The 24,164-nt window shown below is 29.7% G+C and carries 18 protein-coding genes, 2 tRNA genes and 1 other RNA gene; 8 read left to right on the top strand and 13 right to left on the bottom strand.

Going from position 1 to position 24,164, the window contains the following annotated elements:
• The first annotated feature begins 759 nt into the window (after positions 1 to 759).
• Positions 760 to 2,349 carry a peptide chain release factor 3 gene (gene prfC, locus ERCIPSPA2889_RS02810; RefSeq protein ID WP_157989320.1) on the top strand — a complete coding sequence of 530 codons (1,590 nt, stop codon included), beginning with the start codon at positions 760 to 762 and terminating at the stop codon, positions 2,347 to 2,349.
• A 1,402-nt stretch (positions 2,350 to 3,751) separates the two neighbouring features.
• Here prfC and ERCIPSPA2889_RS02805 read toward each other — a convergent pair.
• Both ERCIPSPA2889_RS02805 and ERCIPSPA2889_RS02800 read right to left on the bottom strand, forming a co-directional pair.
• Positions 3,752 to 4,036: an RnfH family protein gene (locus ERCIPSPA2889_RS02805; RefSeq protein WP_157989319.1), complete on the bottom strand. Its 285-nt coding sequence runs from the start codon at positions 4,034 to 4,036 to the stop codon at positions 3,752 to 3,754.
• The gene (locus tag ERCIPSPA2889_RS02800; protein ID WP_157989318.1) at positions 4,029 to 4,466 is read right to left on the bottom strand and encodes an SRPBCC family protein; all 438 of its coding nucleotides are present in this window, start codon (positions 4,464 to 4,466) and stop codon (positions 4,029 to 4,031) included. The genes ERCIPSPA2889_RS02805 and ERCIPSPA2889_RS02800 overlap by 8 nt, the downstream gene beginning before the upstream one ends.
• An 831-nt stretch (positions 4,467 to 5,297) precedes the next feature.
• On the opposite strand from ERCIPSPA2889_RS02800, the gene smpB reads away from it, so the two are divergent.
• The 5 genes from smpB to ERCIPSPA2889_RS02775 all read left to right on the top strand — a co-directional run bounded on the left by smpB (position 5,298) and on the right by ERCIPSPA2889_RS02775 (position 8,590).
• Positions 5,298 to 5,780 (top strand): SsrA-binding protein SmpB, encoded by a 483-nt coding sequence (gene smpB / locus ERCIPSPA2889_RS02795; protein WP_157989317.1) that lies wholly within the window; start codon positions 5,298 to 5,300, stop codon positions 5,778 to 5,780.
• 48 nt (positions 5,781 to 5,828) lie between these two features.
• Positions 5,829 to 6,208: a transfer-messenger RNA gene (gene ssrA, locus ERCIPSPA2889_RS02790) on the top strand.
• A gap of 1,071 nt (positions 6,209 to 7,279) precedes the next feature.
• Positions 7,280 to 8,131: a formyltetrahydrofolate deformylase gene (gene purU, locus ERCIPSPA2889_RS02785; RefSeq protein ID WP_157989316.1), complete on the top strand. Its 852-nt coding sequence runs from the start codon at positions 7,280 to 7,282 to the stop codon at positions 8,129 to 8,131.
• Between the two features lie 306 nt (positions 8,132 to 8,437).
• Positions 8,438 to 8,513, top strand: a tRNA-Val gene (locus ERCIPSPA2889_RS02780).
• A 4-nt stretch (positions 8,514 to 8,517) separates the two neighbouring features.
• Positions 8,518 to 8,590, top strand: a tRNA-Lys gene (locus ERCIPSPA2889_RS02775).
• A 328-nt stretch (positions 8,591 to 8,918) separates the two neighbouring features.
• On the opposite strand, the gene ERCIPSPA2889_RS02770 is transcribed toward ERCIPSPA2889_RS02775, so the two are convergent.
• The 5 genes from ERCIPSPA2889_RS02770 to degP form a co-directional block, all read right to left on the bottom strand.
• Positions 8,919 to 10,091, bottom strand: coding sequence for a glycosyltransferase (locus tag ERCIPSPA2889_RS02770; RefSeq protein ID WP_157989315.1), 1,173 nt, complete (start codon positions 10,089 to 10,091; stop codon positions 8,919 to 8,921).
• Positions 10,088 to 11,053, bottom strand: coding sequence for a lipopolysaccharide heptosyltransferase RfaC (gene rfaC, locus ERCIPSPA2889_RS02765; RefSeq protein ID WP_157989314.1), 966 nt, complete (start codon positions 11,051 to 11,053; stop codon positions 10,088 to 10,090). Before rfaC ends, ERCIPSPA2889_RS02770 begins: the two co-directional genes overlap by 4 nt.
• Positions 11,034 to 12,101 (bottom strand): lipopolysaccharide heptosyltransferase II, encoded by a 1,068-nt coding sequence (waaF, locus tag ERCIPSPA2889_RS02760; RefSeq protein ID WP_157989440.1) that lies wholly within the window; start codon positions 12,099 to 12,101, stop codon positions 11,034 to 11,036. The genes rfaC and waaF overlap by 20 nt, the downstream gene beginning before the upstream one ends.
• A gap of 14 nt (positions 12,102 to 12,115) precedes the next feature.
• Positions 12,116 to 13,051 carry an ADP-glyceromanno-heptose 6-epimerase gene (gene rfaD / locus ERCIPSPA2889_RS02755; protein WP_157989313.1) on the bottom strand — a complete coding sequence of 312 codons (936 nt, stop codon included), beginning with the start codon at positions 13,049 to 13,051 and terminating at the stop codon, positions 12,116 to 12,118.
• A gap of 260 nt (positions 13,052 to 13,311) precedes the next feature.
• Positions 13,312 to 14,754 (bottom strand): serine endoprotease DegP, encoded by a 1,443-nt coding sequence (gene degP / locus ERCIPSPA2889_RS02750; RefSeq protein WP_157989439.1) that lies wholly within the window; start codon positions 14,752 to 14,754, stop codon positions 13,312 to 13,314.
• Between the two features lie 1,202 nt (positions 14,755 to 15,956).
• Between degP and queC the strand changes: the two genes are divergently transcribed.
• Positions 15,957 to 16,700 (top strand): 7-cyano-7-deazaguanine synthase QueC, encoded by a 744-nt coding sequence (gene queC / locus ERCIPSPA2889_RS02745; RefSeq protein ID WP_157989312.1) that lies wholly within the window; start codon positions 15,957 to 15,959, stop codon positions 16,698 to 16,700.
• Positions 16,701 to 17,029: 329 nt separating this feature from the next.
• Here the strand turns inward: queC and suhB are convergent, their stop codons facing one another.
• Entirely contained in the window at positions 17,030 to 17,815 is a 786-nt protein-coding gene (suhB, locus tag ERCIPSPA2889_RS02740) for an inositol-1-monophosphatase (RefSeq protein ID WP_157989311.1), read from the bottom strand.
• A 597-nt stretch (positions 17,816 to 18,412) separates the two neighbouring features.
• Between suhB and ERCIPSPA2889_RS02735 the strand changes: the two genes are divergently transcribed.
• Positions 18,413 to 18,631, top strand: a complete 219-nt coding sequence (locus tag ERCIPSPA2889_RS02735) for a hypothetical protein (protein ID WP_157989310.1) — start codon at positions 18,413 to 18,415, stop codon at positions 18,629 to 18,631.
• A 378-nt stretch (positions 18,632 to 19,009) separates the two neighbouring features.
• Here ERCIPSPA2889_RS02735 and kdsB read toward each other — a convergent pair whose 3' ends face one another.
• The 5 genes from kdsB to cyoE all read right to left on the bottom strand — a co-directional run bounded on the left by kdsB (position 19,010) and on the right by cyoE (position 24,143).
• Positions 19,010 to 19,756, bottom strand: a complete 747-nt coding sequence (kdsB, locus tag ERCIPSPA2889_RS02730; protein ID WP_157989309.1) for a 3-deoxy-manno-octulosonate cytidylyltransferase — start codon at positions 19,754 to 19,756, stop codon at positions 19,010 to 19,012.
• Positions 19,753 to 19,941: a Trm112 family protein gene (locus tag ERCIPSPA2889_RS02725; protein WP_157989308.1), complete on the bottom strand. Its 189-nt coding sequence runs from the start codon at positions 19,939 to 19,941 to the stop codon at positions 19,753 to 19,755. The genes kdsB and ERCIPSPA2889_RS02725 overlap by 4 nt, the downstream gene beginning before the upstream one ends.
• 209 nt (positions 19,942 to 20,150) lie before the next feature.
• Positions 20,151 to 21,089 (bottom strand): malate dehydrogenase, encoded by a 939-nt coding sequence (gene mdh / locus ERCIPSPA2889_RS02720; RefSeq protein WP_157989307.1) that lies wholly within the window; start codon positions 21,087 to 21,089, stop codon positions 20,151 to 20,153.
• A gap of 649 nt (positions 21,090 to 21,738) precedes the next feature.
• The gene (locus ERCIPSPA2889_RS02715; RefSeq protein ID WP_157989306.1) at positions 21,739 to 23,124 is read right to left on the bottom strand and encodes an MFS transporter; all 1,386 of its coding nucleotides are present in this window, start codon (positions 23,122 to 23,124) and stop codon (positions 21,739 to 21,741) included.
• A 128-nt stretch (positions 23,125 to 23,252) separates the two neighbouring features.
• On the bottom strand, positions 23,253 to 24,143 hold the full coding sequence (gene cyoE / locus ERCIPSPA2889_RS02710) for a heme o synthase (RefSeq protein ID WP_157989438.1): 891 nt from the start codon (positions 24,141 to 24,143) through the stop codon (positions 23,253 to 23,255).
• Positions 24,144 to 24,164: the final 21 nt, after the last annotated feature.

Genomic DNA, 24,164 nt, shown 5'->3' with positions numbered 1-24,164 from the left:
TGATGATACTATCATGTAGTGATACTAAAAGTGCGATAGCGCAGGTTTTAAATATTTATAGTGTTTATAATATACAATATTATAGAGATAAGTATCTTTGGTTAGATCTTATTATATAACCTAGTATGCATTAGACTAGAAATAATGCATAATTTTAGGTATTATATATTATGGATGCGATCATCTCTAGAGATTTGATAAGGTTACTGATTATAATAATAACCGTCGGAAAAATAGGATTAAAGAACTGCAAGATATTATATACTTATTTACAGTTACGACTTTGTATGTAATTGGTTTATTAATAATATTTTCCTTGTAATTTACTGCAAATTATTTGTAAGTATTTAAATAGTGTTTGTTTAAAGGGATGTGTTGAAAAATTATTTGAATTTTCTGTTTTAAATTTATAGTTTTTTGTTGATTAGGGCTTTTAATTTAGACATTGACCAAAGTACTTATATTATGCATTTATCTTAGATAATAGTAAATAGTTTGGCTTAGTTTCTTTGACTTTATTGATATTACAAGATGTATTATGCTGTGTGTGAATATTCTGAATTAGTTGGTAATCTTTTACCTTATCACTTCATTTGTGCTGACACATTCCATGATTTACAAACCTTCATTAAGCGTGTCTAAAATAATATGATGCCTTTGGATATAAACAGAATACTTGCAGTTTAATATAATCAGTAATAATTTTTACATTTCAATCCAGTATTGCACAGTGTCTCTGTGTTAAATTAGAAGAGTTTTATGCTAAATCTATCTTATATGCAAGAGGTCTTGCGTCGACGCACGTTTGCTATTATTGCTCATCCGGATGCTGGTAAGACCACTATTACTGAAAAGGTTCTATTATTCGGAAAAGTTTTACAAATTGCTGCTACAGTTAAAGGTTGTGGTTCTAATAAATACAGTAGATCTGATTGGATGACTATAGAAAAGCAACGTGGCATTTCTGTGACCACATCTGTAATGCAGTTTTTTTATCAAGGTAATTTAATTAATCTTCTGGATACTCCGGGACATGAAGATTTTTCTGAAGATACTTATCGCACTCTGACGGCAGTAGACTGTTGCCTCATGTTGATAGATTCTGCTAAAGGTGTAGAAGATCGAACCCGTCAGCTTATGGATGTCACTCGGTTGCGAAATACACCGATTATTACTTTTATGAATAAAGTAGATCGTGATATTCGTGATCCTATAGAAGTTTTAGATGAAGTAGAAAGTAACCTTAAAATTACTTGTGCTCCGATAACTTGGCCGATAGGCTGTGGAAAATTATTTAAAGGAGTCTATCATTTATATAGAGATACCATATACCTCTATCGATCTGGTCAAGGGCATGTTATTCAGAAAGTAAATAAAATTCAAGGTTTATATAATCCAGATGTAGATATTGCAATTGGTGAGGATTTTGCAGATCAGCTGAGAAGCGATCTAGAATTAATTTATGGCGCATCATATGCATTTAATTGTAAGACATTCAGAAGCGGCGAACTAACTCCAGTTTTTTTTGGTACTGCATTAGGTAATTTTGGAGTTGATCATATGCTGGATGGAATTATTAAATGGGCGCCATCTCCGATGCCTCGTCGTACAAATTTACGTACTGTAACCGCAAATGATAAAAAATTTAGCGGTTTTGTATTTAAGATCCAAGCTAATATGGATCCAAAACATCGTGATCGAGTAGCTTTTATGCGAGTGGTCTCTGGAAAATACAAAAAAGGAATGAAATTATATCAAGTGAGAACTGGAAAAGATCTGATGATTTCTTATGCGATAACTTTTATGGCTGGTGACCGTTTACAGGCTACTGAAGCATATCCAGGCGATATAATTGGATTACATAATCATGGTACGATTCATATCGGGGACACTTTTACGGAAGGTGAGAAAATAGAGTTTACTGGTATTCCAAATTTTGCTCCAGAATTGTTTCGTTGCATCTCTCTTCGCGATCCTATGAAGCAGAAACAACTTATAAAGGGTTTAATACAACTATCAGAAGAAGGTGCTGTACAAATATTTCGACCGGTATATAATAATGATTTGATTGTTGGAGCAATAGGTGCGCTACAATTTGATGTAGTTGCTTCACGCCTCAAAATTGAATATAATGTCAATGCAGTGTATAAAATTATAAATATCATCACTGCAAGATGGGTCGTGTGTGATAACAATAAAAAATTTACACAATTCCGGTATTGCAATGAAAGTAATTTGGCTATTGATGGTTCTGGTAACTTAACTTATCTCGCTACCAGCATGGTAAAATTGCAGATGACTCAAGAACGTTATCCAGAAGTTATCTTCTTGCAGACTCGTGAACATTAGAAGGAATACGTTTTATTTTATATAGTGGTATGGACTGTTAAATGCATCTCGTAATGCTAATGTTTTATAAAAATTATAATTATATTTTACAGTTGTATATAATAACATAAATATAAATTATCTATAATAATCAGTATTAAATATTATTTAAAACTATCATAAGAAAGATATTTATTGGAATAAAGTTATTATTTTATTATGATCAAAAATGATTATATATTAATATATCAATGCTTATTATAATAATAGCATAAAAATTTCAATAATCCTTAGTAATTTATTTACTAATGTATATGTTTATAATTCATAAATATAAATTAAATAATTATTTAATTTATATTTAGCTCGATTATTATAACTGTAGAATTTTATATTATATACTATTTTGTATGTTATTAAGTATAGCATAATATGTATTATATTGAATGTAACTTAATATTATGTGGTCTATTTGTGTTATTTTTTTAATTTTTTTATTCTTTAATTTGATTCAGATAAATATTAATATACTATTTTATCTACTATTATAGATAAGTAAGGATAAAAAAACTAAAAATACTTCAAAGAGAAATTCTCCTTGAAGTATTTTTAGTTTTTTTAGAGATTAGTAGATTTTTATCTAACTACAAGGTAATCAAGGTAGTATATTAAAATTGCTTTTTTTGGAAGTGACTCAATAAGTTTTGTGTAGATGATGTTACTTAAATAAGTAATTTTAATAAATATAGTGAATACTATGCTAGTAATTTTTAATTAATATTTTTAGATAGCGTATTACAGAGAGCTTGATGTAGATAATGTTTAATATATAATCATCTTGATAGTAAAGATTAATTCTATAGAAGATAGCAGTGAGCTTTTAAATGATAATGTAACATGAGATATGAATTATATTAGTGAAAATTAACTTTTATAAATAATTATTTTCTATTAAGGAGGAAACCTTATAGTAATTTTTAATTACCTATTATTTTTTATTAAAAATTGATCTATATTATTCACTGCTTGATATTAAGATTGAATATGTATGATTTTACAAAGATTAGTAGATCTTTTTTATTATCATCAGCTATTTAAAATTAAATTTAGAGTATTGTATACGTAAAATGATAAGGTTGGAGTAATTATGCGTAGTTGTTATTTTATCTTGCTATCTTATTATATAAATTAACAGGATAGTTTTTTTGTAGCGTAGATTTTAAAATATTTTTTAAAATAGAAACTATATGTTATATGCAGCTTTTTATTTTAAAAATGTATAATAAATTATTTTATATGTAAAATAGAATGCATGTTACCTATAATAGGTGGATCATAAAGTGTTAATAAAAAATGTTAATAATAATAGATATGATTATGAATAAAATTAAGTATACATATTTAAAATGTCAGAGTGTATAGATTACTCATCTATATTATTATTTAGTAATGCTGAAGAAGATCTTTTTAGTGCCGTTATGGGACGATATATTTCAATACGATCACCATTATAAACTTTATCGTTTAATTTAACGAGTTGATTAAAAATACCCACTTTATTTTTTTGTAAATTAATTTCTGGGTATAATTCTAAGATACCAGAGGCCATAATAGCTTGTTCTACACTGCTATCTAAAATTAATTCAACGTGATAAATATATTGCTTTTTTGGTAAAGCATAAACAACATCTACTAAAATATTAGACACAGTAAACCTCTCTTGCTCGCTGATAAAATATCTCTAGAAATTTTTTGCTTAGTTGTTGACATATCTTATTAAAGGCTAGTTCCATAAATATATGATTAAACTCTACATGTAAATTAAATGTTATGTGGCAAGCCTCTATATCTTGGGAGTTGAAACGCCATATACCATTGAGTTGTCGAAATGGTCCTTGAATCAATTGTATGTGAATGCTATGATTATTGGTTAATGTATTATGCGTTACCAAGGTTTGATGCATAATACCTGTGATAAGAATGTCCATGGAAGCAATAATTACAGTCGGGTTTGAATCCAGAATTTGACTACTAACGCATCCCGATAAAAATTCTGGATAACTTTCTATATCATTTACTAAAGAATACATTTTTGTAACACTAAATGGCATGAATAAAGAACAGTTTACCTGGGCCATACTTATTCCAATAATATCTTATAATATTTGTTTATAAATGTACAAGCTTATAAGTAATGATTTAGATTATTATACATTTTTGTTATTTTTTATTGCTTTCAAAAAATATTTTATTAATTATCTCAAAAAATGACTTGATTTTGTATAATCAATATTATTTTTATTAGATGTCCTCAGAGAGTCTCGTCACCTTCTATATGCTGTTTTTAGTGTAACAGTATGTGGACTGTATTTAATAGTAAGGTTAATGTTTTACATACTATAATTAATTTGAAATAATTATTTTTAATTTCATAAAAGTATAGAATAACTTTTTTGTATTTAATTAAAGACAATTTTACTTATATTTGTATCAAGAGGGTCTCATGTTAATTTTTTTTGGATACAGAATAGATTAATGATTATATTTTATAGAATGTTCATATAACTTTCAATCTTTTTAAATTAGCACTATGTTAATATTTTTTTCATTATATTTTTTTAATTTAATTTTGTATATGATTTTAATATAAGTTTTATGTTATTTTCGAATTAAGTAATATCTATTAATTAAGTGTAAATAGATAAAAATTAAAATAATTATTGTTTTTTTATAGTATAGTGATGATTGACAAGATAATGCATACTTCTTAAAATAATCAAATAAATAGATAAATAGCTAAAGTTTGGATATATTTTAGTAGAATGTAAAATATTTTTATTTGTAATTTTATCATAGATGCTATATTTAACATAATTATAGTAAGTAAATATAATATATTTTTTTGTTTTTTCTGTTAGCCTCTTAATTTTTATAAATTAACTATGGGTATCACTAGTGCTTCTATCGTTATGAACAAATTCACTCAACCTGTTTGTATTTCAATTGCTATGAATAAATATGCTTATTATTCATATTTTATTGAAAAAGAATTTGAGGCCGGATTACTACTAAAAGGGTGGGAGGTGAAAGCTCTTCGTGCTGGTCAAGTAAATATTAGAGACAGTTATATACTTTTAGATAGTAAAGAAGCCTTTTTAATTGGCTCAACTATTTCAGCTCTTCATTTAGTATCATCAGATATGCAGTGTGACGCCAGACGTGCTCGCAAGTTACTTCTTAGTAAGCAAGAGTTAAGTGTGTTATCTAATATAGTGCAGGATCATGGATGTAGCGTGATCTCATTATCCATGTATTGGAAGAATGCATGGGTTAAATTGAAGATTGGCGTTGGAAAAGGTAAAAAGCAATATGATAAGCGAGAAACAATTAAAGAACGCAATTGGAAGTTAGAGAAGATACGTATGATAAAAAATAAATTTCTAACTAAATAGTGCAATATAAACAAAATAGATATATTATATATAGTATATTATTTTATCGGGGCTGATTATGGATTCGACAGAATATGCAAAACTTTAGGAGCATGCCGAGGGGCGGTTTGCCTCGTTAAAAGCCGTAAAAAAATAGTTGCAAATGACGATAGTTTTTCGCCTGCTGCTTTAGCAGCTTGATTAGTCTAATAAACTAAAGGCGTCCTCTCTCCTAGCCTATTCTCTTTAGGACGGGATCAAGGGAGGTCACACTAATAAAGAGATCGCACATAGACTCTGCTTTTGGTAAATGTGTTAAATAAAATTAAGCTAGTTTTTAGTAGCGTGTTAGTTCGCGACTATTTAATGAAAAAAATAACTAGACTAAGCATGTAGTTCTGACAGCAGAGCAATTCTGGACGCGGGTTCAACTCCCGCCAGCTCCACCACGATATATTTAACAATATTAATCACCTGCAAAAATATTTACTCTGTTTAAACCTATATAAAATAGATCGTAAATAGATTAAACAATTTTATATCTTTATATTCTTTAGCTTATATTATCCGTTATTTATAATTGCATTCCTATGATTAACCTATACTTGGATATTAAATATTGTAGCATGTAAAATTTTATTCAGTTTTACTATCGCAAGGTTAAAACATAGTAAAAGAGTTTTAAGATTAGGAAATATATATGTATAACATGGTATATTTATAGTCATCATGAAATTTATTTTTTTGCTTTAGCGAATGTTTTAAATATATAATTAAAGAATTAACGTATTATATATCATGTACTAATTACTATAAATCTGAAAAAGAATTACTAAAATATGGAAAATAATTTAAAAAAAATGATCAGTTGTAAGAGTTAGATCTTTTAGTATTTCATATTACATTATAGTAATACTATAGTAATAGATTTTATAGATTATAATGAAATGATGTTCTGTGTGTTATACTTACAATAAATTAAAACATAGATTTAGTACTATGCATGTATATTAATTAACAGTAAAACTTGAGGGCATATAAAAGCAGATCTTATCGTAACATTTTTTTTATTATGGTCAATATCAACATATTTTATTTATATATGTCATATAATAATATAATTATTCATTTTTTAATATTAAGAAAACTGTACTAATTGTGATCATTGTTAATGATTACTTATTTTATTAAGTAAAGTTCATACTATTTAATATATACTTTTTATAGTGCTAAATTTTTAAAATGCATAATATATTGCTCTATAAATATCTTTCGGATCAATATCAGAATACTAGTTAACTGTGTAATTAAAGAATGAGAAAAACTTTTTTAAAATGTTATTAATAGTTATTTATTAAAAGCAATATCTTCTACTAATAAATACACGAAGTGAATCATAGCGATTATTTTTTTAAGCAGAACATGCATAGTATAAAACTTTTAATTCTACTATAGATTATAATAATATTATCATTAAGATTAATCAGGGTATTATTGTATATATAAGGATCCCAAGAATAATGCAAGATAGCATACAACAAAAAAAAATTTTAAAAATTGTATGTCCTGATGCGGCAGGGTTAATCGCAAAAATTACTGCTATATGCTATCAGTATAAATTTAATATTTTAAAAAATAATGAATTTATTGATGATAAAACTTCTTGTTTTTTTATGCGTTCTGAATTGGCCGGTTGTTTTTATTATCAAGACAATTTTCTAAAAGATCTCAATATCTTACTTCCAGTTGGTTCACGGTATTCCCTAAAAGATACTGAGCGTCGGAAGATTGTGATTTTGGTTAGTCATGAAGTTCATTGTTTAGGGGAGTTATTAATAAAAAGCGCTTATGGTGAATTAGATGTTGAGATTTCTGCAGTAATCAGTAATCACAAGAGATTAAGTCAATTAGTGCATGGTTTTAATGTGCCATTTATTTTTTTTAAACATGAGGGCTTGACGTGTTTAGAACAAGAAAATAATATTATTGGTAGTATTGATCTTTATCAACCTGATTATATAGTACTTGCTAAATATATGCGTATACTTACACCAGACTTTTTGCGTCGTTATCCTAATAAGATTATTAATATTCATCATTCTTTACTTCCCGCCTTTGTCGGTTCACGTCCATATCATCAGGCTTATGCTCGGGGTGTAAAAATTATCGGTGCTACTGCACATTATGTAACTAATCAGTTAGATGCTGGTCCGATTATCATGCAAGATGCTATTCATATTGATCACACCTATTCAGCAGAAGACATGATGCGAGCTGGTCATGATGTAGAAAAAAATGTACTTAGTCGAGCATTGAATCAAATTTTGACGCATCGGGTCTTTTTAAACGGTAATCGTACTATTTTGTTATAATAGTATAATAGAAATATTATTGTTTTGGTTAGACTATAAATTTGTACTATATATAATAAATTTAAGAGGTATGACTTATTGATTATGTTGGTGCATAATTATACATGATTCACTTTTTAGGTAGAGATATTTGTGTAATTCATATGAGTATAATTGTGTATTTTATTACAATCAATATATAGTATATTATACGAAATGTATTTTATAAGATTTTTAAAAAAATTTCATTAAAGGAAAGATAGGTATCGTAAAATTATTGACTTAGTCAATATATGATATATAATAATTATATTATTAATATAATATGGGTGATTAGCTCAGTTGGTAGAGCACCTCCTTTACACGGAGGGGGTCGGCGGTTCGAGTCCGTCATTACCCACCAGGTCGGGTCGTTAGCTCAGTTGGTAGAGCAGTTGACTTTTAATCAATTGGTCGCAGGTTCAAGTCCTGCACGACCCATCATAATATATCTAAAGAAAAATTAGATAAAAATTATATTTAAAATCTTTTGAATAAATAGTAAAATATTGCTGAGAGAATTGATATATTATTTATTTAGTAAGATTTGAATATATAGATAATATATATTTATTACAGTGTTTAATAAAATTAATATTTTTTATTATTTTTAAAAATGCATATTTAATAAATAGTCACTAGTTAAAACAGTAGTATTTAATAAATTTTTATAAAGTCTTTAGTTTACATTGATTTAATTTTGTTTGAGAGTTTTAAATAATAACAATGGTAGTGTAATACTAAATAGTTATATAAAAATTTATATATTTTATTGTTTTTTATCATGAACAGCATTCAGTGCTTTTTGAAATTTTTTTTGAAATGAGTCATAACTAAAGTTATTTATAGTATATAATTTTGCATTATGGCTAAATTGATGATAGTTTTTTGGTATTATCAGCTCTTCTACTGCATCAGCACATTTAATATGTGATAAAAGTTTTGGTTGAACTAACACATCAGAAACAGGATCATACACATGATAAGGAAAATTAATTTTTATTCCTGATAGGTTTTGGTGATTTTTTATAGATACTGTTGGGTAAATTCCAATTCCGCATATACCATTACATATTACTTCTGGTTGACCATCTATGATTGGGAAAATTACTGGAATTCCATAATATAATGCTTCCATGCAAGATAATCCGAAAGATTCACTAATAGGTGTGCTCATATAAATGTCAATCCGATTAAAAAAAATAGACATATCTTTTTGAAAACCACTAAATATTACGTGATTATTTAATTTTAGTTTATTCGTTAAGAGCTCTAGTGCTGTTCTTTCTGGGCCTTTTCCAGCGATTTCTAGAATTATATTATGTCCGCGAATAATTAATTCATGCAGTGTCAATAGAGAGACGCTAATACCTTTAAGACTTACTAAACGTGATGCTGTCCCAAGTCGTACTGGTTGACTAAGGGATTTTGTGATATAATTAATACCAATAGGATTTGTAAGACGATTTAGAACTACAAGGTGAGCACAAGAAAGATTAAAGCGTAACTCCATAACCCTTTTTGATGCTTTAGAAACTGAAATAATACCATCTAGCATACCAAAAAAACGCATTATTTTAGTATTTATTGTATATCGCCATGAAGAGCCATGATCATAATATAGAAGCTGAGTATTTTTTGGTTTTATGGAAAATTCAGGAATAAAATCCCAAACAATAATAAAATCAGCAGATATTTTAGAAATTTTCCATGATAGCCAATATTTTCTTAAAAATTTTGGACAACGTATAGGCAGATTATTAAATAATCGGTTAGGAAAATATACTTTTTTCTTTATAATATGACATTGAATCTCAGTGGCAATATTATTGCTTATGCATAAAATTATATTTTGTTGATCAGAAGAATAGTTGACATATTGTAATAATAATCGCTCAACGCCACCCATTTGTTCTAGATCAATCAGATGAACTTGTTTCATATGAAAAGCCGTTTTAGGATTAATTTAATTTTTTTAGGGCTAATTTCTGCCATGTTTTTTCGTAGAGAATGCACTGAAAATTGATTATGACCATACCCACCAATTAAATCTACGTTAGTTGGTCCATACAAAGTAATATTCGGACAGTTGAGAGCAGCAGCGAGCTGACTTAAGCCTGTATCTACAGAAATTATCGCTTTAGCTCCCATAAGTATATGGGCTATCTCCTTGAGCATTAGTTTAGGTAAGACTTCTACATAACTTAAACCTTGCGCTAGCCTTTGAGCGCGTAAGAATTCATGATGCGTCCCCCAGGGTAGTTTAATAGTTATTCTTTCAGATTTTAAAGAGTTAATGAGCGTCTTCCAATGGGTTTCTGGCCATTGTTTTTTATCTTTCGCAGTTGCGTGCAAAAAGACTAGATAGTCACTAGTTTTTATTGGTTGATTTTTTGTGAAGTGTTGTAGAATTCCATAATCACCCATTGTTGTTGGTAGCGCATAGTTCAGACTTTTTGCAAAGAGGCTCCGTATTCGTTGCACAGCATGTTGATTTTTATTAATGGTATAACGCTTGTCATACCACCAGCTAGCAATGGGTTCTTTTATGCTATAAATATTACCTCCGTGTTTCACACCTGTAGCAAGGCGACTTATTAAGGCAGCGCTTTTTATTAAGCCCTGAGCATCAATCACCGCATCGTAAGAACGATGTTGTATGGCATTTTTAAAATTAATACGTTCTTTTCGTATTAAGTTTTGAAACCAATTTTTTCGCCAGCGACGCATTGCTACTGGAATAACGTGAGAAACTGCTGGATGCCAGGTAGGAATCTCAGAAAAGTTCTCTTCTATGACCCATTCACAATACATATTAGGAAAAGCTAACCTAGCGTCAGTTAGTGCAGGTAGTGAATGGATCACATCTCCCATAGAAGAAGTCTTAATCATTAAAACTAGCATTTATACTCCTACAAGTGTAGTGTAAAAGTTTTAATTCCATCATGACTTTTTCTGGTGTAATCTGAATTAGGCTCGGATGATATTCTTCATCGGTTTTTCTTTTTTGTGCTGAATAACAACCACTAACTAAAGAAATTATTTTAGATTTTTTTGATAAAGGAGGAGTAAAATTAGGATTGCTTGGTCCATATAATGCAATTAATGGGCGATCTAGTGCAGCAGCAATATGCATAAGACCGGAATCATTACTAATTACAGTATGACAGCAGGATAGTAGAGCTATAGCTTGTTGTAGATCAGTTTTACCGGCCAGATTGCAATAATATTTTTTTATTTCTTGAGAGAGATTGAGTAGAATACGTTCTCCAGTGATACGATCTTTAGTGGAGCCAAGCAACAGGACTTGATATCCCTTTTTAATTAAAAACTCTGCTAGTTGTGAATAATGATAATGTGGCCATTTTTTAAGAGGATTAGATTCAGCTCCGGGGCAAAATCCAATAATAGGTCGTTTGGAATATATTTTAAAAGCGTAAAGAGTAATTTTTTTTTCTTTATTTTGTACTTTAAGGGTCGGCATACAAAGTGGTTGAGGAAGATCTCTGCTACTATTTATATGTGATCTAGGATAACATAGTGCTATGTAGCGTTGAACCATAAGTGGAAAGTCAGCACTATTTAATACACGTATGTCATTAAGTAACCCATAGCGCATTTCGCCTCTCCATCCTATACGATGTGGGATTTTAGCAAAAAAAGGAATCAGTGCAGATTTAAGAGAGCCTGGTAGGACAAAGGCTTGATCATAATGTTTTTGATGAAGTATCTGACCTAAACGCCAACGTATGGATAGTCCTATTACATCGTGCCCTAAAGGTAAAAGCAACGCTTCATTAACTTCTGGCATTCTCGAGAGCAAAGGATGACACCACGCAGGAGCTATCACATCGATTATAATGTTAGGATTTTGGCTTTTTAGAGTGCGATAAAGACTTTGTGACATCATCATATCACCAATCCAAGAAGGGCCTATTACTAAAATTTTAATCTTTTGAGAATAGATCATTCTTGATATTTCAGCCATTTTATGTAATTTTTTACACCTTTAAAAAAGGTTTGAAATGGTTTTTCATAACCTATTTCCCTTAGTTTCTTAAGATTAGCTTGTGTAAAAACTTGATAGAATCCTCTAAGTTTTTCTGGAAAGGGGATATGCTCAATTACACTATTTTCATAAAATCTTAACATAAAATGCGCCACTTCTTGGAAAGATACTGCTTGACCTGATCCACAATTAAAAATACCTGACACGGAGTTTTCTAAACACCATAGATTTACTGATGCTACATCTTTAACATAAACAAAATCTCGCTTAAAATCATTACTTCCTGCAAATAATTGAGCGTTTTTATTATTTTTTAACTGTTGATGAAGATGTAGTATTATACTGGCCATATCTCCTTTATGTGTTTCGCGCTCTCCATAAACATTAAAATAGCGTAAGCCACATATCTGTGATGATGTTTGTGGTAGAAGTTTGCGAACATAGTTGTCAAAAAGCATTTTTGAATATCCGTATATATTAAGTGGTCTCTCATGTTGGCGTTCTTCAAGAAAGTTGCACGTACTCTGACCGTAGATTGCAGCAGAAGAAGCATATAAAAATGGGATATTTTTTTTCAGACACCAATTTAGGAGTTCTTTTGAGTATTGATAGTTATTATCCATCATGTATTTACCATCCCACTCAGTGGTAGAAGAGCATGCACCTTCATGGAATACGGCTTCTATATTCAGAAAATAATTAGTGTTTTTTGCAATAGCGATTCGAAAATCGATTTTATCAATATAATCAGAAATATCAAGATCTGATAAATTTAAAAATTTAGCACCATTTTTTAGATTATCTACGGCTAAAATATCAGTGTGCCCCTGACGGTTTAAGATATCAATAATATTACTTCCAATAAATCCTGCGCCGCCTGTAACAATTATCATTATTTTTACCTTACGTATTTTAGCATGGCATTAAATAATTTTTTATTTTTATGATTGTTGTATAATTTTTCTAAATTTATGATTCAAGGTAGAGTTTTGTGTAGTATTTATTGTTCTGTTAATAGCATTATATTATTTTACTAAAAATAATTCGGAGAGCAAAATAATGGCAATAAAACTATTGAGTCAACCATAAAAACGATTCTAATAAAAAAATAATTTTCATTAGAGTTGTAAAATAAAATTTTTAGTTTACAAGTTTATTGCATCAGTAGGTAAATTAAATTTTCACCACGTTTAATACTTAACGCAACCACTGTAGGTTTACTATCGAGTACTTTTTTTAGTTCAGTTAAGTTGCTAATAGGTTGTTGGTTTACTCCAAGAATGATGTCATCTCTTTTAAGTCCTATTTGTGCTGCAGCCGACCCTGTTGTCAGGGTCTCAATTTGTACTCCCTTAATATCTTTTGTGTTATAATTTCTAAGATTTGCTCCTTCAATGCCATCATAAATACTACCGGAAGAGGCTCTTTCTGTATTGCTTTCTTGTAAAGATAGGTCTTTTTTTATTAGTTTTCCATTACGTATTAATCCAAGCTCTATAGTAGTCCCTACTGGAAGAGATCCAATTTGGGCACGTAAAGCCGCAAAGCTAGAGATTGTCTTATTATTGATTAATATAATTACATCCCCTGCATGAATGCCAGCTCTATCTGCAGAAGATTGAGGTAAGACTTGGCTAACAAATGCACCTCTCTGAATATTTACTTTCATTGCTTTAGCTAGCTCTGAATTTAGCTCAGTTCCGATAATGCCTAATTCCCCTCTTTTTACTTTTCCATAAGTAATCATTTGATTGCATAGATTTTTTACCATATTGGATGGAATAGCAAATCCAATACCGATATTTCCACCGTCTGGAGCCAGAATAGCGGTATTAATTCCGATTAGTTCGCCATTTAGACTTATAAGTGCGCCACCTGAGTTGCCACGATTAATTGCAGCATCGGTTTGAATAAAATTTTCATAGTTTTCAGTATTTAATCCACTGCGACCTAGGGCAGAAATAATCCCTGAGGTTACGGTTTCACCAAGACCATATGGATTTCCAATGGCGACAGTATAATCTCCAACGCGTAAATTATCAGAGTCTGACATTATAATTGCTGTTAAATTTTTAGCTTTTTGAATCTGAATTAAAGCAAGATCAGAACGAGGATCTGTACCGATTACTTTAGCGTCATACTTTTCCCCATCACTAAGTTGTACTTGAATTTTTGTGGCATTTTCTAGGACATGATTATTAGTAACGATGTAGCCTTTTACAGAGTCAATAACAACTCCGGAGCCTAAAGATCGAAATTTTTGCTGTGGAACTTCTATGCCATAATTATCATTAGAGCTGTTTCCTTGGCACAGTGGGGAGCCAAAAAATGGAGATCCTTCTTGACATAAAGGTGAAGGTCCACCAAAGAAAGGTTGAAATGGCTGCATAGATTCTGCCTTACGTGTCATTGTTCCTTCAACATTGACGCTTACAACTGATGGCATAACTTTTTCTAGCATAGGAGCCAGGCTTGTTAATTGCACAGTATTGACGGGATGACAGGTATTTTTAACATTATCGGCTTCTACTAGAATTGGTAGAGTTAAATTAAGACCTAAAATTAATATATGTAATAATAATATCTTTTTCTTCATCATGATCATTCTCTAGTGATTCTATTTGGTAGTAATGAGGTTCATTATTTATCAGATATTTAATATTTATGATAAATGAATATGATAACATGATATGCATAAATATATTCATACTATTTATGTATGATATATAGTTAAAAATAGTCAGTATTATCTAAAAGTATGCTACTAAAGAAATTTTATAAAACTTTTTAATTTTAGTATAAATAAGTACTATATGTCTATTTTGGTATCATTATAGTTTTCAATATTTAATCATACGAACAAATAGAATTGTTAACAATATTTTTGTTTTAGTTTTTCAAGCTGTAACAAACTACATAGTATTTTTTGTTTTACAAATAACATTACTCATATGTGCAGTCTTAATAAAACAATGACATGTATAATATTATATTCAGTAATATATGCTGATGTAGGTAATCTTTCTAAGATTATAAAGAATGGAGTATTTTTTACGGGCCTGGTGATGATCAAGTGTTTTAAAAATTTCTTAATAAAGTGGATATTATTTTTAAGTATTTTTACATTACTCTTGATATACATCAAGTAAAAACTAATATGTTAACGAAAGACTATGAACTTAAATAATTTTTTATGGTGTTGTAATTTTATTGTATTCTATTTTGAAATTAGCAGACTAAATACGCAATATGCAATGTGATAATATCACTAGTAGGGATATCGTCGCTGAAAATATTAATTTTTAATCGATAATAAATTTAGTGGACTTATAGAGCAGGCTGTGTAAGCTAAAGAATTAATACCTTATGAAAATTTTATATTTATTTAAGAGTTGCATTATTATTGAATAAGTAATGATATTGAAAACTCTTCTTTAAAGAGCAAGCAAAATTATTCTTATTTTTAAAATATATAAATCGCAGATTAATTTATTTATTTTATATTAATAATGATATTGATTATCGATACATATTAACAATTTTTTTAAAGTTAAGTATTAGTCTAATATATGTTAATATGATTTATTTTTATTAGTGTTTTATATCAGAGAAAGATGATTATAAAATTTTTTAAGTTAATCCTTTAGTGATTTTTACTAATAGTAGAGTAGAGCACAAAATAGTATTATTAAAGTTCCTTTATAATCTACATGGATTTATTGCAAAAGATTACTGATAATTTTTTAGTGGGAATTATCTTATGCGTTATTCAAGAGGCTATGCATTAAGGATAAAGTAATGCAAAACACTACTGTGGTGCTTTTTAGTGGTGGTCAAGATTCCACTATATGTTTAATACAGGCTGTGCGCGAATATGAATTCGTTCATTGTGTCACCTTTGATTATGGTCAGCGTCATAGCTATGAGATAGATGTAGCACGGGATATTGCCAAGAAGTTAGGGGTAAGTTCACATAAATTTATTAATGTTTCTATTTTAAATGATTTGATTTCTTGTAGCTTAACGAGAAAAAATTTGTTTATTTCTAATTTTAGCAAACAACACGATATGGACTTACCTGATACTTTTGTACCTGGGCGTAATATTATTTTCTTAATATTAGCTTCAGTATATGCTTATCAGTTAAAGGCAGAAACATTGATTACAGGAGTCTGTGAAACAGATTATTCAGGGTACCCTGATTGCAGAAATGAATTCATTATAGCTTTAAATGCCGCGATATCATTAGGTATATCAAGACAATTAATTTTCAAAACTCCATTAATGTGGCTTACGAAATCTGAAATATGGGCATTAGCAGATACATTAGGTGTGTTACATTTTGTAATGAATGAGACTATAACATGTTATAATGGCATTAAGAGTGATGGGTGCGGACAATGTAATGCTTGTCATTTACGCAATAAAGGTCTTAGGGAATACTTGAGTAATAAAAATGCTGTAAAAAATAGTTTATATAATAAGAAAACTTTACATACAACTGATGTAAGGCCTGATGTAAGGCCTGATGTAAGTATTTAAAGTATGAGATGCTAAAGTATATACTGATAGATAATTTTAGTGGATATATTGAAGTATTGGATATACCTTAAATAAGTAATTACTGATAATAATTGAAGTATCTGAGAAGTCTATGATAGATTGTACTTTTTTATATATTGTGAAATGTTTATCGTTTACTTATCAGGTATATCATGGTCAAATTTTTATTTTTTTTATAGTGTTTACTTTTTTCCTTGAAGTAGTTCATTTCATCTTTATTGACATAAATGAAATGAAAATAAATAAGTTAAATAGTGTAAATATTTTATAATAATAAATATTATAAAGAAAATCTATGCTATCATTTTTCACTGTCTTGGACGTATCTGAGTTAGCATTGATTGTACAATACGTGCATTACCTGCTATAATATTTCCGGAAAAAAAATAATTATTATCACCGCTAAAATCAGTAACTAGCCCACCAGCTTCTCTTATTAATAAATCTCCGGCAGTAAAATCACGTGGTTTTAGGTTCATTGCATAATATCCATCAAGTCGACCGGAAGCTACATAAGCTAGATCTAAAGCAACTGAACCACTACAACGAAAGTTAGCGCATTTATAAAGGAGTTTGTCACAAGCATTCATGTCATAAGTATTACTTTTATGTTTTGTTAATATAGTATTAGTTGATAAAAGTGCTTCACTTAGATATCGTAAAGAGCTTCCCCTTAATCTGTAACCATTTAATTGTGTCCCGTGACCTCTCCAAGCGTAAAATAATTCATTACGCATCGGATCATATACTACAGCAATTTCACTACGTCCTTTTACGCGAGCCGCAATAGAAACACTAAAATGTGGAAGTCTTTTAATATAATTAACATTGTCATCTAACGCATTAATTATCCATTGTACTTTTTCAGTCTTTTGATATATTTGACTATCATTTTCTGTAATAATAATATGGTCTGGATAAGACTTGAAGATAATATCAATTATTTGGCGTTTCGCTTTCCTTTCAACAAAATTAGTTAGGTCATAATTACTTTTTTGCTTAAATTCAGTGGAATCTGCTGTTTCATAGTATTTTGTAATGATATTCCCGGCTTGTCGCGAAGCTCGGATAGCAATGTTGAGCATTGGATTCATAAGTGTTATAATCTCTATAATTATTAAATAATAAAATAAAATTGATGCGTTTGACAGAAGCTTATAACATAAGGTGAGATAATCACCTTTTAAAATTGTCAGGCCGCTTTGTTTTAACAGTGATAAAATTTATATATTAGTTCTTAAACTAATAAATGGTATGCAGTAGCATGGTAAAGTTTACTAGTGAATATCTTATGATTAATATGTAGATTTGATCGAATTAAGCACCATATAGCATTCATTCTTCTATTAAGGGTGACCTGTAATATAAAAAGAGATACCCTTTAGGAGTCTGAGTATTTAATTGTCCTGGTTTTTTTAATAAAAATCTATATCTTTTATAGCTATATATTATAATTATAAATATTTAGTATACTAATTATTTATTAATAGATATTTAGGATTTTTACTCGACTGGATTGGACGTTTTTATAAGAATTAAGTATTAAAGAGTATATTTTTAGTAAAAGTTATTTAACTATATTTAATATATATAGGTATTATTTTTAAATATAGGAAATAATGTGCATAATCCATTGGTTTCAAAGAGAGCCGGAACAATCCAAAAATGTAAAACTTATGTAGGAGTTGATAATGGATGAAGCAGATTTAGCTCAAAAGCGTGAGCAAGATATTATTAATGCAGCACTATCATCCCGAGAAAAAAGCTTGCAAAGTCCTGATGGAAAATGCATTTGGTGCAAAGATGAAAATGTTGTTGTAGGAACAGCATTTTGTTCAGCGGAGTGCGGAGATGACTATAATAAATATCAGAGAGAAATGAAGCAACGATTAGGCAGGCAATATCAATAATAAAGATTATAATAATATATATGGATAGAAGGGAGATCTATTTTATAATGAAATCTGTTGAAACAGATAAAATGATCATAAAGAGGTGTGTATAAAATATAAATTCTATAATATACATTTACATGTTATCTCTGATATTTAATTTTTTAAAATAATATATTATTGTTATTTTAACAGAGATATTGTGTCGATCATTAATCTCAGACTATAAAATAGATCCTTAGTCTTTAGCTTTTGTTTCTATTTTAAGGTGTCTGTTACTAGATTTTTTATACATTAAGATCTATTAGGTTTTTAATATATATCATGAGAATATTAATTGTTTTTTAAAATAATATTTAAAATATCTGATAGATCGATATTATGATACTTAATAAATTACTTTATTACTTTGTTAAGTTTTACCAGATCTTCTGGTGTATCTATACTATTTTGAAGATGCGCATTTGTAATATCAACGTGTATTTTTTCACCATACCATAATACACGAAGTTGTTCTAAAAGTTCTCTTTTTTCTAAAAGAGTAGATTGCCAACTAACATAGCGACGAATAAAGCCAGCGTAATAACTGTAGATGCCGATATGACGAAGAAGTGAATTGTAGATATTATTTTTTGTAATTGCATTGTCTACATCACTCCAGGGGATCATGGCACGAGAAAAATACAGCGCATAACCATGGATATCTAGGACTACCTTCACTAAGTTCGAATTTTGTGCTTCTTGCAAAGAATGTATTGGTGTTGCTAACGTAGCTATATTGACGCTATAATAAGATAGATTTTGTGCTATCTTTTGTATAAAAATTGGGGGGATCATAGGCTCATCACCTTGAACATTGACGATTACCGTTTCATCAGGGAATTGATAGTGTTCAATTACTTCAGATAGACGTTCCGTTCCAGACTGATGATTTTTTTTTGTTATCAAAACATCGATATTAGCAGAACTCACTACGTTAGCTATATCAGAATGATCAGTTGCAACAATAACTTTTTGTGCGCCAGACTTCAGTGCTTTCTCTACAACATGTAGAATTATTGGTTTTCCATGTAATTTTAATAGTGGTTTTCCCGGCATGCGGTTAGAAGAAAAACGCGCCGGAATGATAGCTATAAAATTCATGAATTTTCCTCTTTTAAGTTTAAATGGCGAGCGGTTTCCGCTAGTAAAACTGGAATTCCATCTTGGATCGGATAGATTAATTGGTCTACATGACAGACAAGTTCTAAGCGATTTTGATTATTATATAGCTCTAATTTTTGATAACAATGAGGGCAAGCAAGCACATTTAAAAAATTAGGATCCATAATATTCCATAAAATGATATGATATATTTAATTTATACATATATATAATTTTAGAACGATACTTGGTAATATCGTACATGCTCTTAAAGAGTTTTCTTCTCTAGTTAATTCATAGGTCTTGATTTGGGTCTTTATATTATCTAAAATAATATATTTTACTCTCAGTATCTACCATAAATATCAATTGATAGTCTGCAGTATCTCGAAGGTTATTGCACAAGACTTTCCCCTAGTTGAATATCATGCTTAAGTTGATCCAGCATCTTGATAAGTGCACACTCTTCAAATTTACTAAGGTTTTCAATTAAGCAATACTTAATAATTCCATTCTTACCTAAAACAAGGGGCTGTGAAAAGAATTTAGCGTATTCCCCTTGTCCTTCAACATATGCAAATTCTATTACGTTACTTTCCCCTTTCAAAGCGCGCACGAGTGAAAGACAAAAATTTGTTGCTGCATATGCCATTGAGAGAGTAGCAGATCCACCACCAGACTTGGACTCAAGCACTTCTGTACCTGCATTTTGTATTCGTTTTGTAAGATTATAAATGTCTTTTTCAGTTAATTGAACGTTATAGTTAGTTTGAGATAAGAGCGGTAGAATTGTGGAACCTGAATGACCTCCAATAACTGGGGTATTGAATGCTTCTGGTTTTTTACCAGTAAACAAAGCAAGAAAAGTATTAGCGCGAATAATGTCTAAAGTAGTAATACCGAATAGTTTTGTTCTATTATAAACTCCAATTTTTTTTAGTACTTTGGCAGCTATAGGAACAATAGTATTAATTGGGTTAGTTATGACTCCTATCATAGCATGTGGACTAGTAATAGATATTTGAGATATTAGATTTTTAATAATCCCTGCATTTAAGTGCAGAAGATCAGATCGATCCATACCAGGTTTTCGCGCAAATCCAGCTGCAACTAGTACTATCTTAGCGTCTTTTAGCGCTAGAGTAATATCATCTCCTGTGAACCCTGTCATTTCAACAGAAGTAGGTATATGACTTAAGTCAACTGCAATCCCCGGGGTAATTGGTGAAATGTCATATAAAGATAAATGAGACCCTTCTGGCAGACGTGTCTTGAGCAATAAAGATAAAGCTTGGCCAATACCTCCTGCTGCACCAAGAATTGTCACTTTCATTTCAAACCCCTTAATTTATTTAAAATTTAAATTGTGTGAGTTATATTATGTTATCATCAGATTAATCTAGAGTGAGTAATTTTCTGAATAATAAAGTAATATTTATTATTATTTAAAATACTTTTAATAAAATTATCCACAAAATTGAGAGAAACAAGTTGTTTGTGAAGTGTTATTTCAGTTTTGATGGCATCACTCAAAATTGAAAGATTATATTTTTAGCATAATATTATTATACGCTATCTCTTTTGTAGATTCAATAATGATATATATCATAAATGTAAAAATTTATAATACATGAAAGCTTCTGATTATGAATCTACATGGTATTATTACTAATAGTTCTTATTTTTATTAAAAGTGATAGAAAATTATTTAATCATTTCAAATATTATAATTTTATAAAACATTAAATATTATAAGACATAAATTATTGTATTGCCTCTTATATGTTTCTCTTAGGTTTCTATCAGTTAAGATGATTATTGGATATTGCGATTATTAATTAATATCTCCAAATGCATACAATTAGGATTGAGACTTAATTATTATTATAGGCTGTAAATTTAAAATAAAATAATTTTTATCTAATACTAAATAATTTTTTTATCTAGAGTGTTTGAGGTTGAAAATTTACTAGGATCATATATTATATTTTTGTGCTTTGCAATTTTGAAATTATTTTTTTTATTTCGTTACGATTGGTTATTTTGCTATCAATTTTTACATAAGCGCTTTCTTCTTGAGGTAATATCCAAGCATCAAATATACCATCTTGTTTTTGTAGAAATTGTTGCAATTGCATTGGATCTTGTGTGCAATCTTTAATTTTAAGATGAAAACGTAAGGTAATAAGATAACGAGGTTCACTTAGATTCAGGCTTAATGCAAACCAAGATAATGCAATTAACATGTTAAATAAGAATAGGATATTATTACCCATATGATCTAATATCCAGCCGCTTACAAAACCTCCAGTTGCTACACCCATGCACTGACTAGTAGTGTAAACTCCCATTGCTGTTCCTTTATACCCAGCAGGGGATTGTTTGCTGATAAATGAAGGTAAAATGGCTTCCATCAGAGTAAAACTAATAAAGAATATCTGTAGACTAGCGATTAGCGGCCATATTGGGTAATCTATTATCCAAAAAATGCTCTCAGCTCCTAATATGCATCCTATCGCCAAGATAAAAACTTTTTTCATTTGACGTTTTTTTTCAGAATAGATTAGTAACGGTGCTGTAATAGCTAAGGCTATTGACATTGTAAATAGGTATATCGGCCAGTGTTCGCCAGCAGATAACCCTGCTTTTATAAATTTTTTAGGCACCCCAAGGAAGCTTGACATGAGGAGAGCATGCAAAAAGAAAACACTAAGATTGAGCTTCATAAGATGAACATTACTAATGACATGATGAATACTGCTTGTTACTAGTGAAGATTCACGATTTAATATGCGTTTTGAGGGTGATGGTACAATAAGCAGTATAAGTATTATACTAATGATGGTTAGTATCGCAATTATCCAGAAGAGCTCTTGAAGGCCAAGCGTCTGCGTAATAATAGGTCCAAGTACTATAGCAAGAGAGAAGGTGATCCCAAAACTAATCCCAAGAAAAGTTATTACCTTGGTATAGTGTTCTTCACTCAGGAGATCAGATAAAAGCGCCATAATGGTTCCAGCTATTGCACCAGCCCCCTGCAAAGCACGCCCAAAAATTATACCCCATATAGAGTGTGTCATAGCGGAAATGATGCTACCAATGGTAAAGATAGATAGCCCGCTAATAATTAATGGTTTTCGGCCAAAGCGGTCGGAAAGTAAACCAAAAGGAATTTGAAAAAAAGCTTGAGTAATACCGTATATACCAACCGCTAACCCTGTCAATGTTTCATTAGCTCCATCTAAGGTATATCCATAAGTTGTAAGAATCGGTAGAGCCATAAAAAGCCCTAACATTCTTAATGAAAAAACTGCTCCAAGACCCCAGCTTGCATTTTTTTCAATTGAAGTCATTTGATTGTTAGCCATGATTGCTTTGATCTCTATAGTGATCACGTGCTGATATGATTAGTTGTATTATAACAGGATCAAAAATAAAATAATAACATATTACTGTTTTGTATTACATGTAAGAAAAATACTTCCAAATTTTAATTTCAACATATTGATAAAGATTTTGTATTTAATTCTATTACATCGATAGACATCATGATACTTAAAGTTGTAATGACTATAATGGAAATAAGAAATAGTTTACGTGCCCATATAAAATTATTTTTTGTCCAATAACCTGATATAGCTGTCATCAACCACCAAGTATTTACTGTAGAAACCACTACTAGATATTTATATCCAGTGTAACCAAAAATCTTTAGCATTAGAGTTGCCACAATAAATAATATAATACACAAAGTGATATAATTTTTTGTTAAAATTATACTTTTAACTACTGGTAAAATAGGAATATTAGCTAATTGATAATCGCGAAGTTGATAGATAGTTATAGCGTAAGAATGTGGGATCTGCCACAAACTAAAGATCATGAATAGTATCAGTGCGCCTGGTTGTAGTTGGCCAGAGATCGCACAATACCCAATAATGGGTGGTGCTGCACCAGACAGGCTGCCAACTAATATACTATGAGGAGAATTACGTTTCATATATAAACTGTAAACGCCAACATAGATTATCATGCCTATAACAGCAATCAACATGGCAAGAAAATTTACTGCTATATATAATATAGCAAAACCAATTATTCCTAATATAGTGGCATAAATCAGACTGAATTTTGCAGAGATCAATCCTTGAGCTAATACTCGATTTTTAGTTCGAGTGGTTTTTTTATCAATGTCACGATCTATATAGTTATTGTATACACAGCTAGATGCAATCACTAGCCCGACACCTAAAACAGTAAAAAAAAATAACTTGTAATTAATATCACCTTGAGCGGCAAGTAAAAAGCCTCCAATTACAGAAATTAAATTTCCAAAAATAATGCCTGGCTTGGTTACTTGTATATATCGAGTAATTAAGTGATTTATAATTTCAAAGTATTTCAATTT

It is taken from the genome of Candidatus Erwinia haradaeae (assembly GCF_900698985.1).
Classification (GTDB): domain Bacteria; phylum Pseudomonadota; class Gammaproteobacteria; order Enterobacterales; family Enterobacteriaceae; genus Erwinia_E; species Erwinia_E haradaeae_B.
The sequence above is the reverse complement of the archived record's forward strand: the minus strand, read 5'-3'. Positions and strand labels throughout refer to the sequence as shown.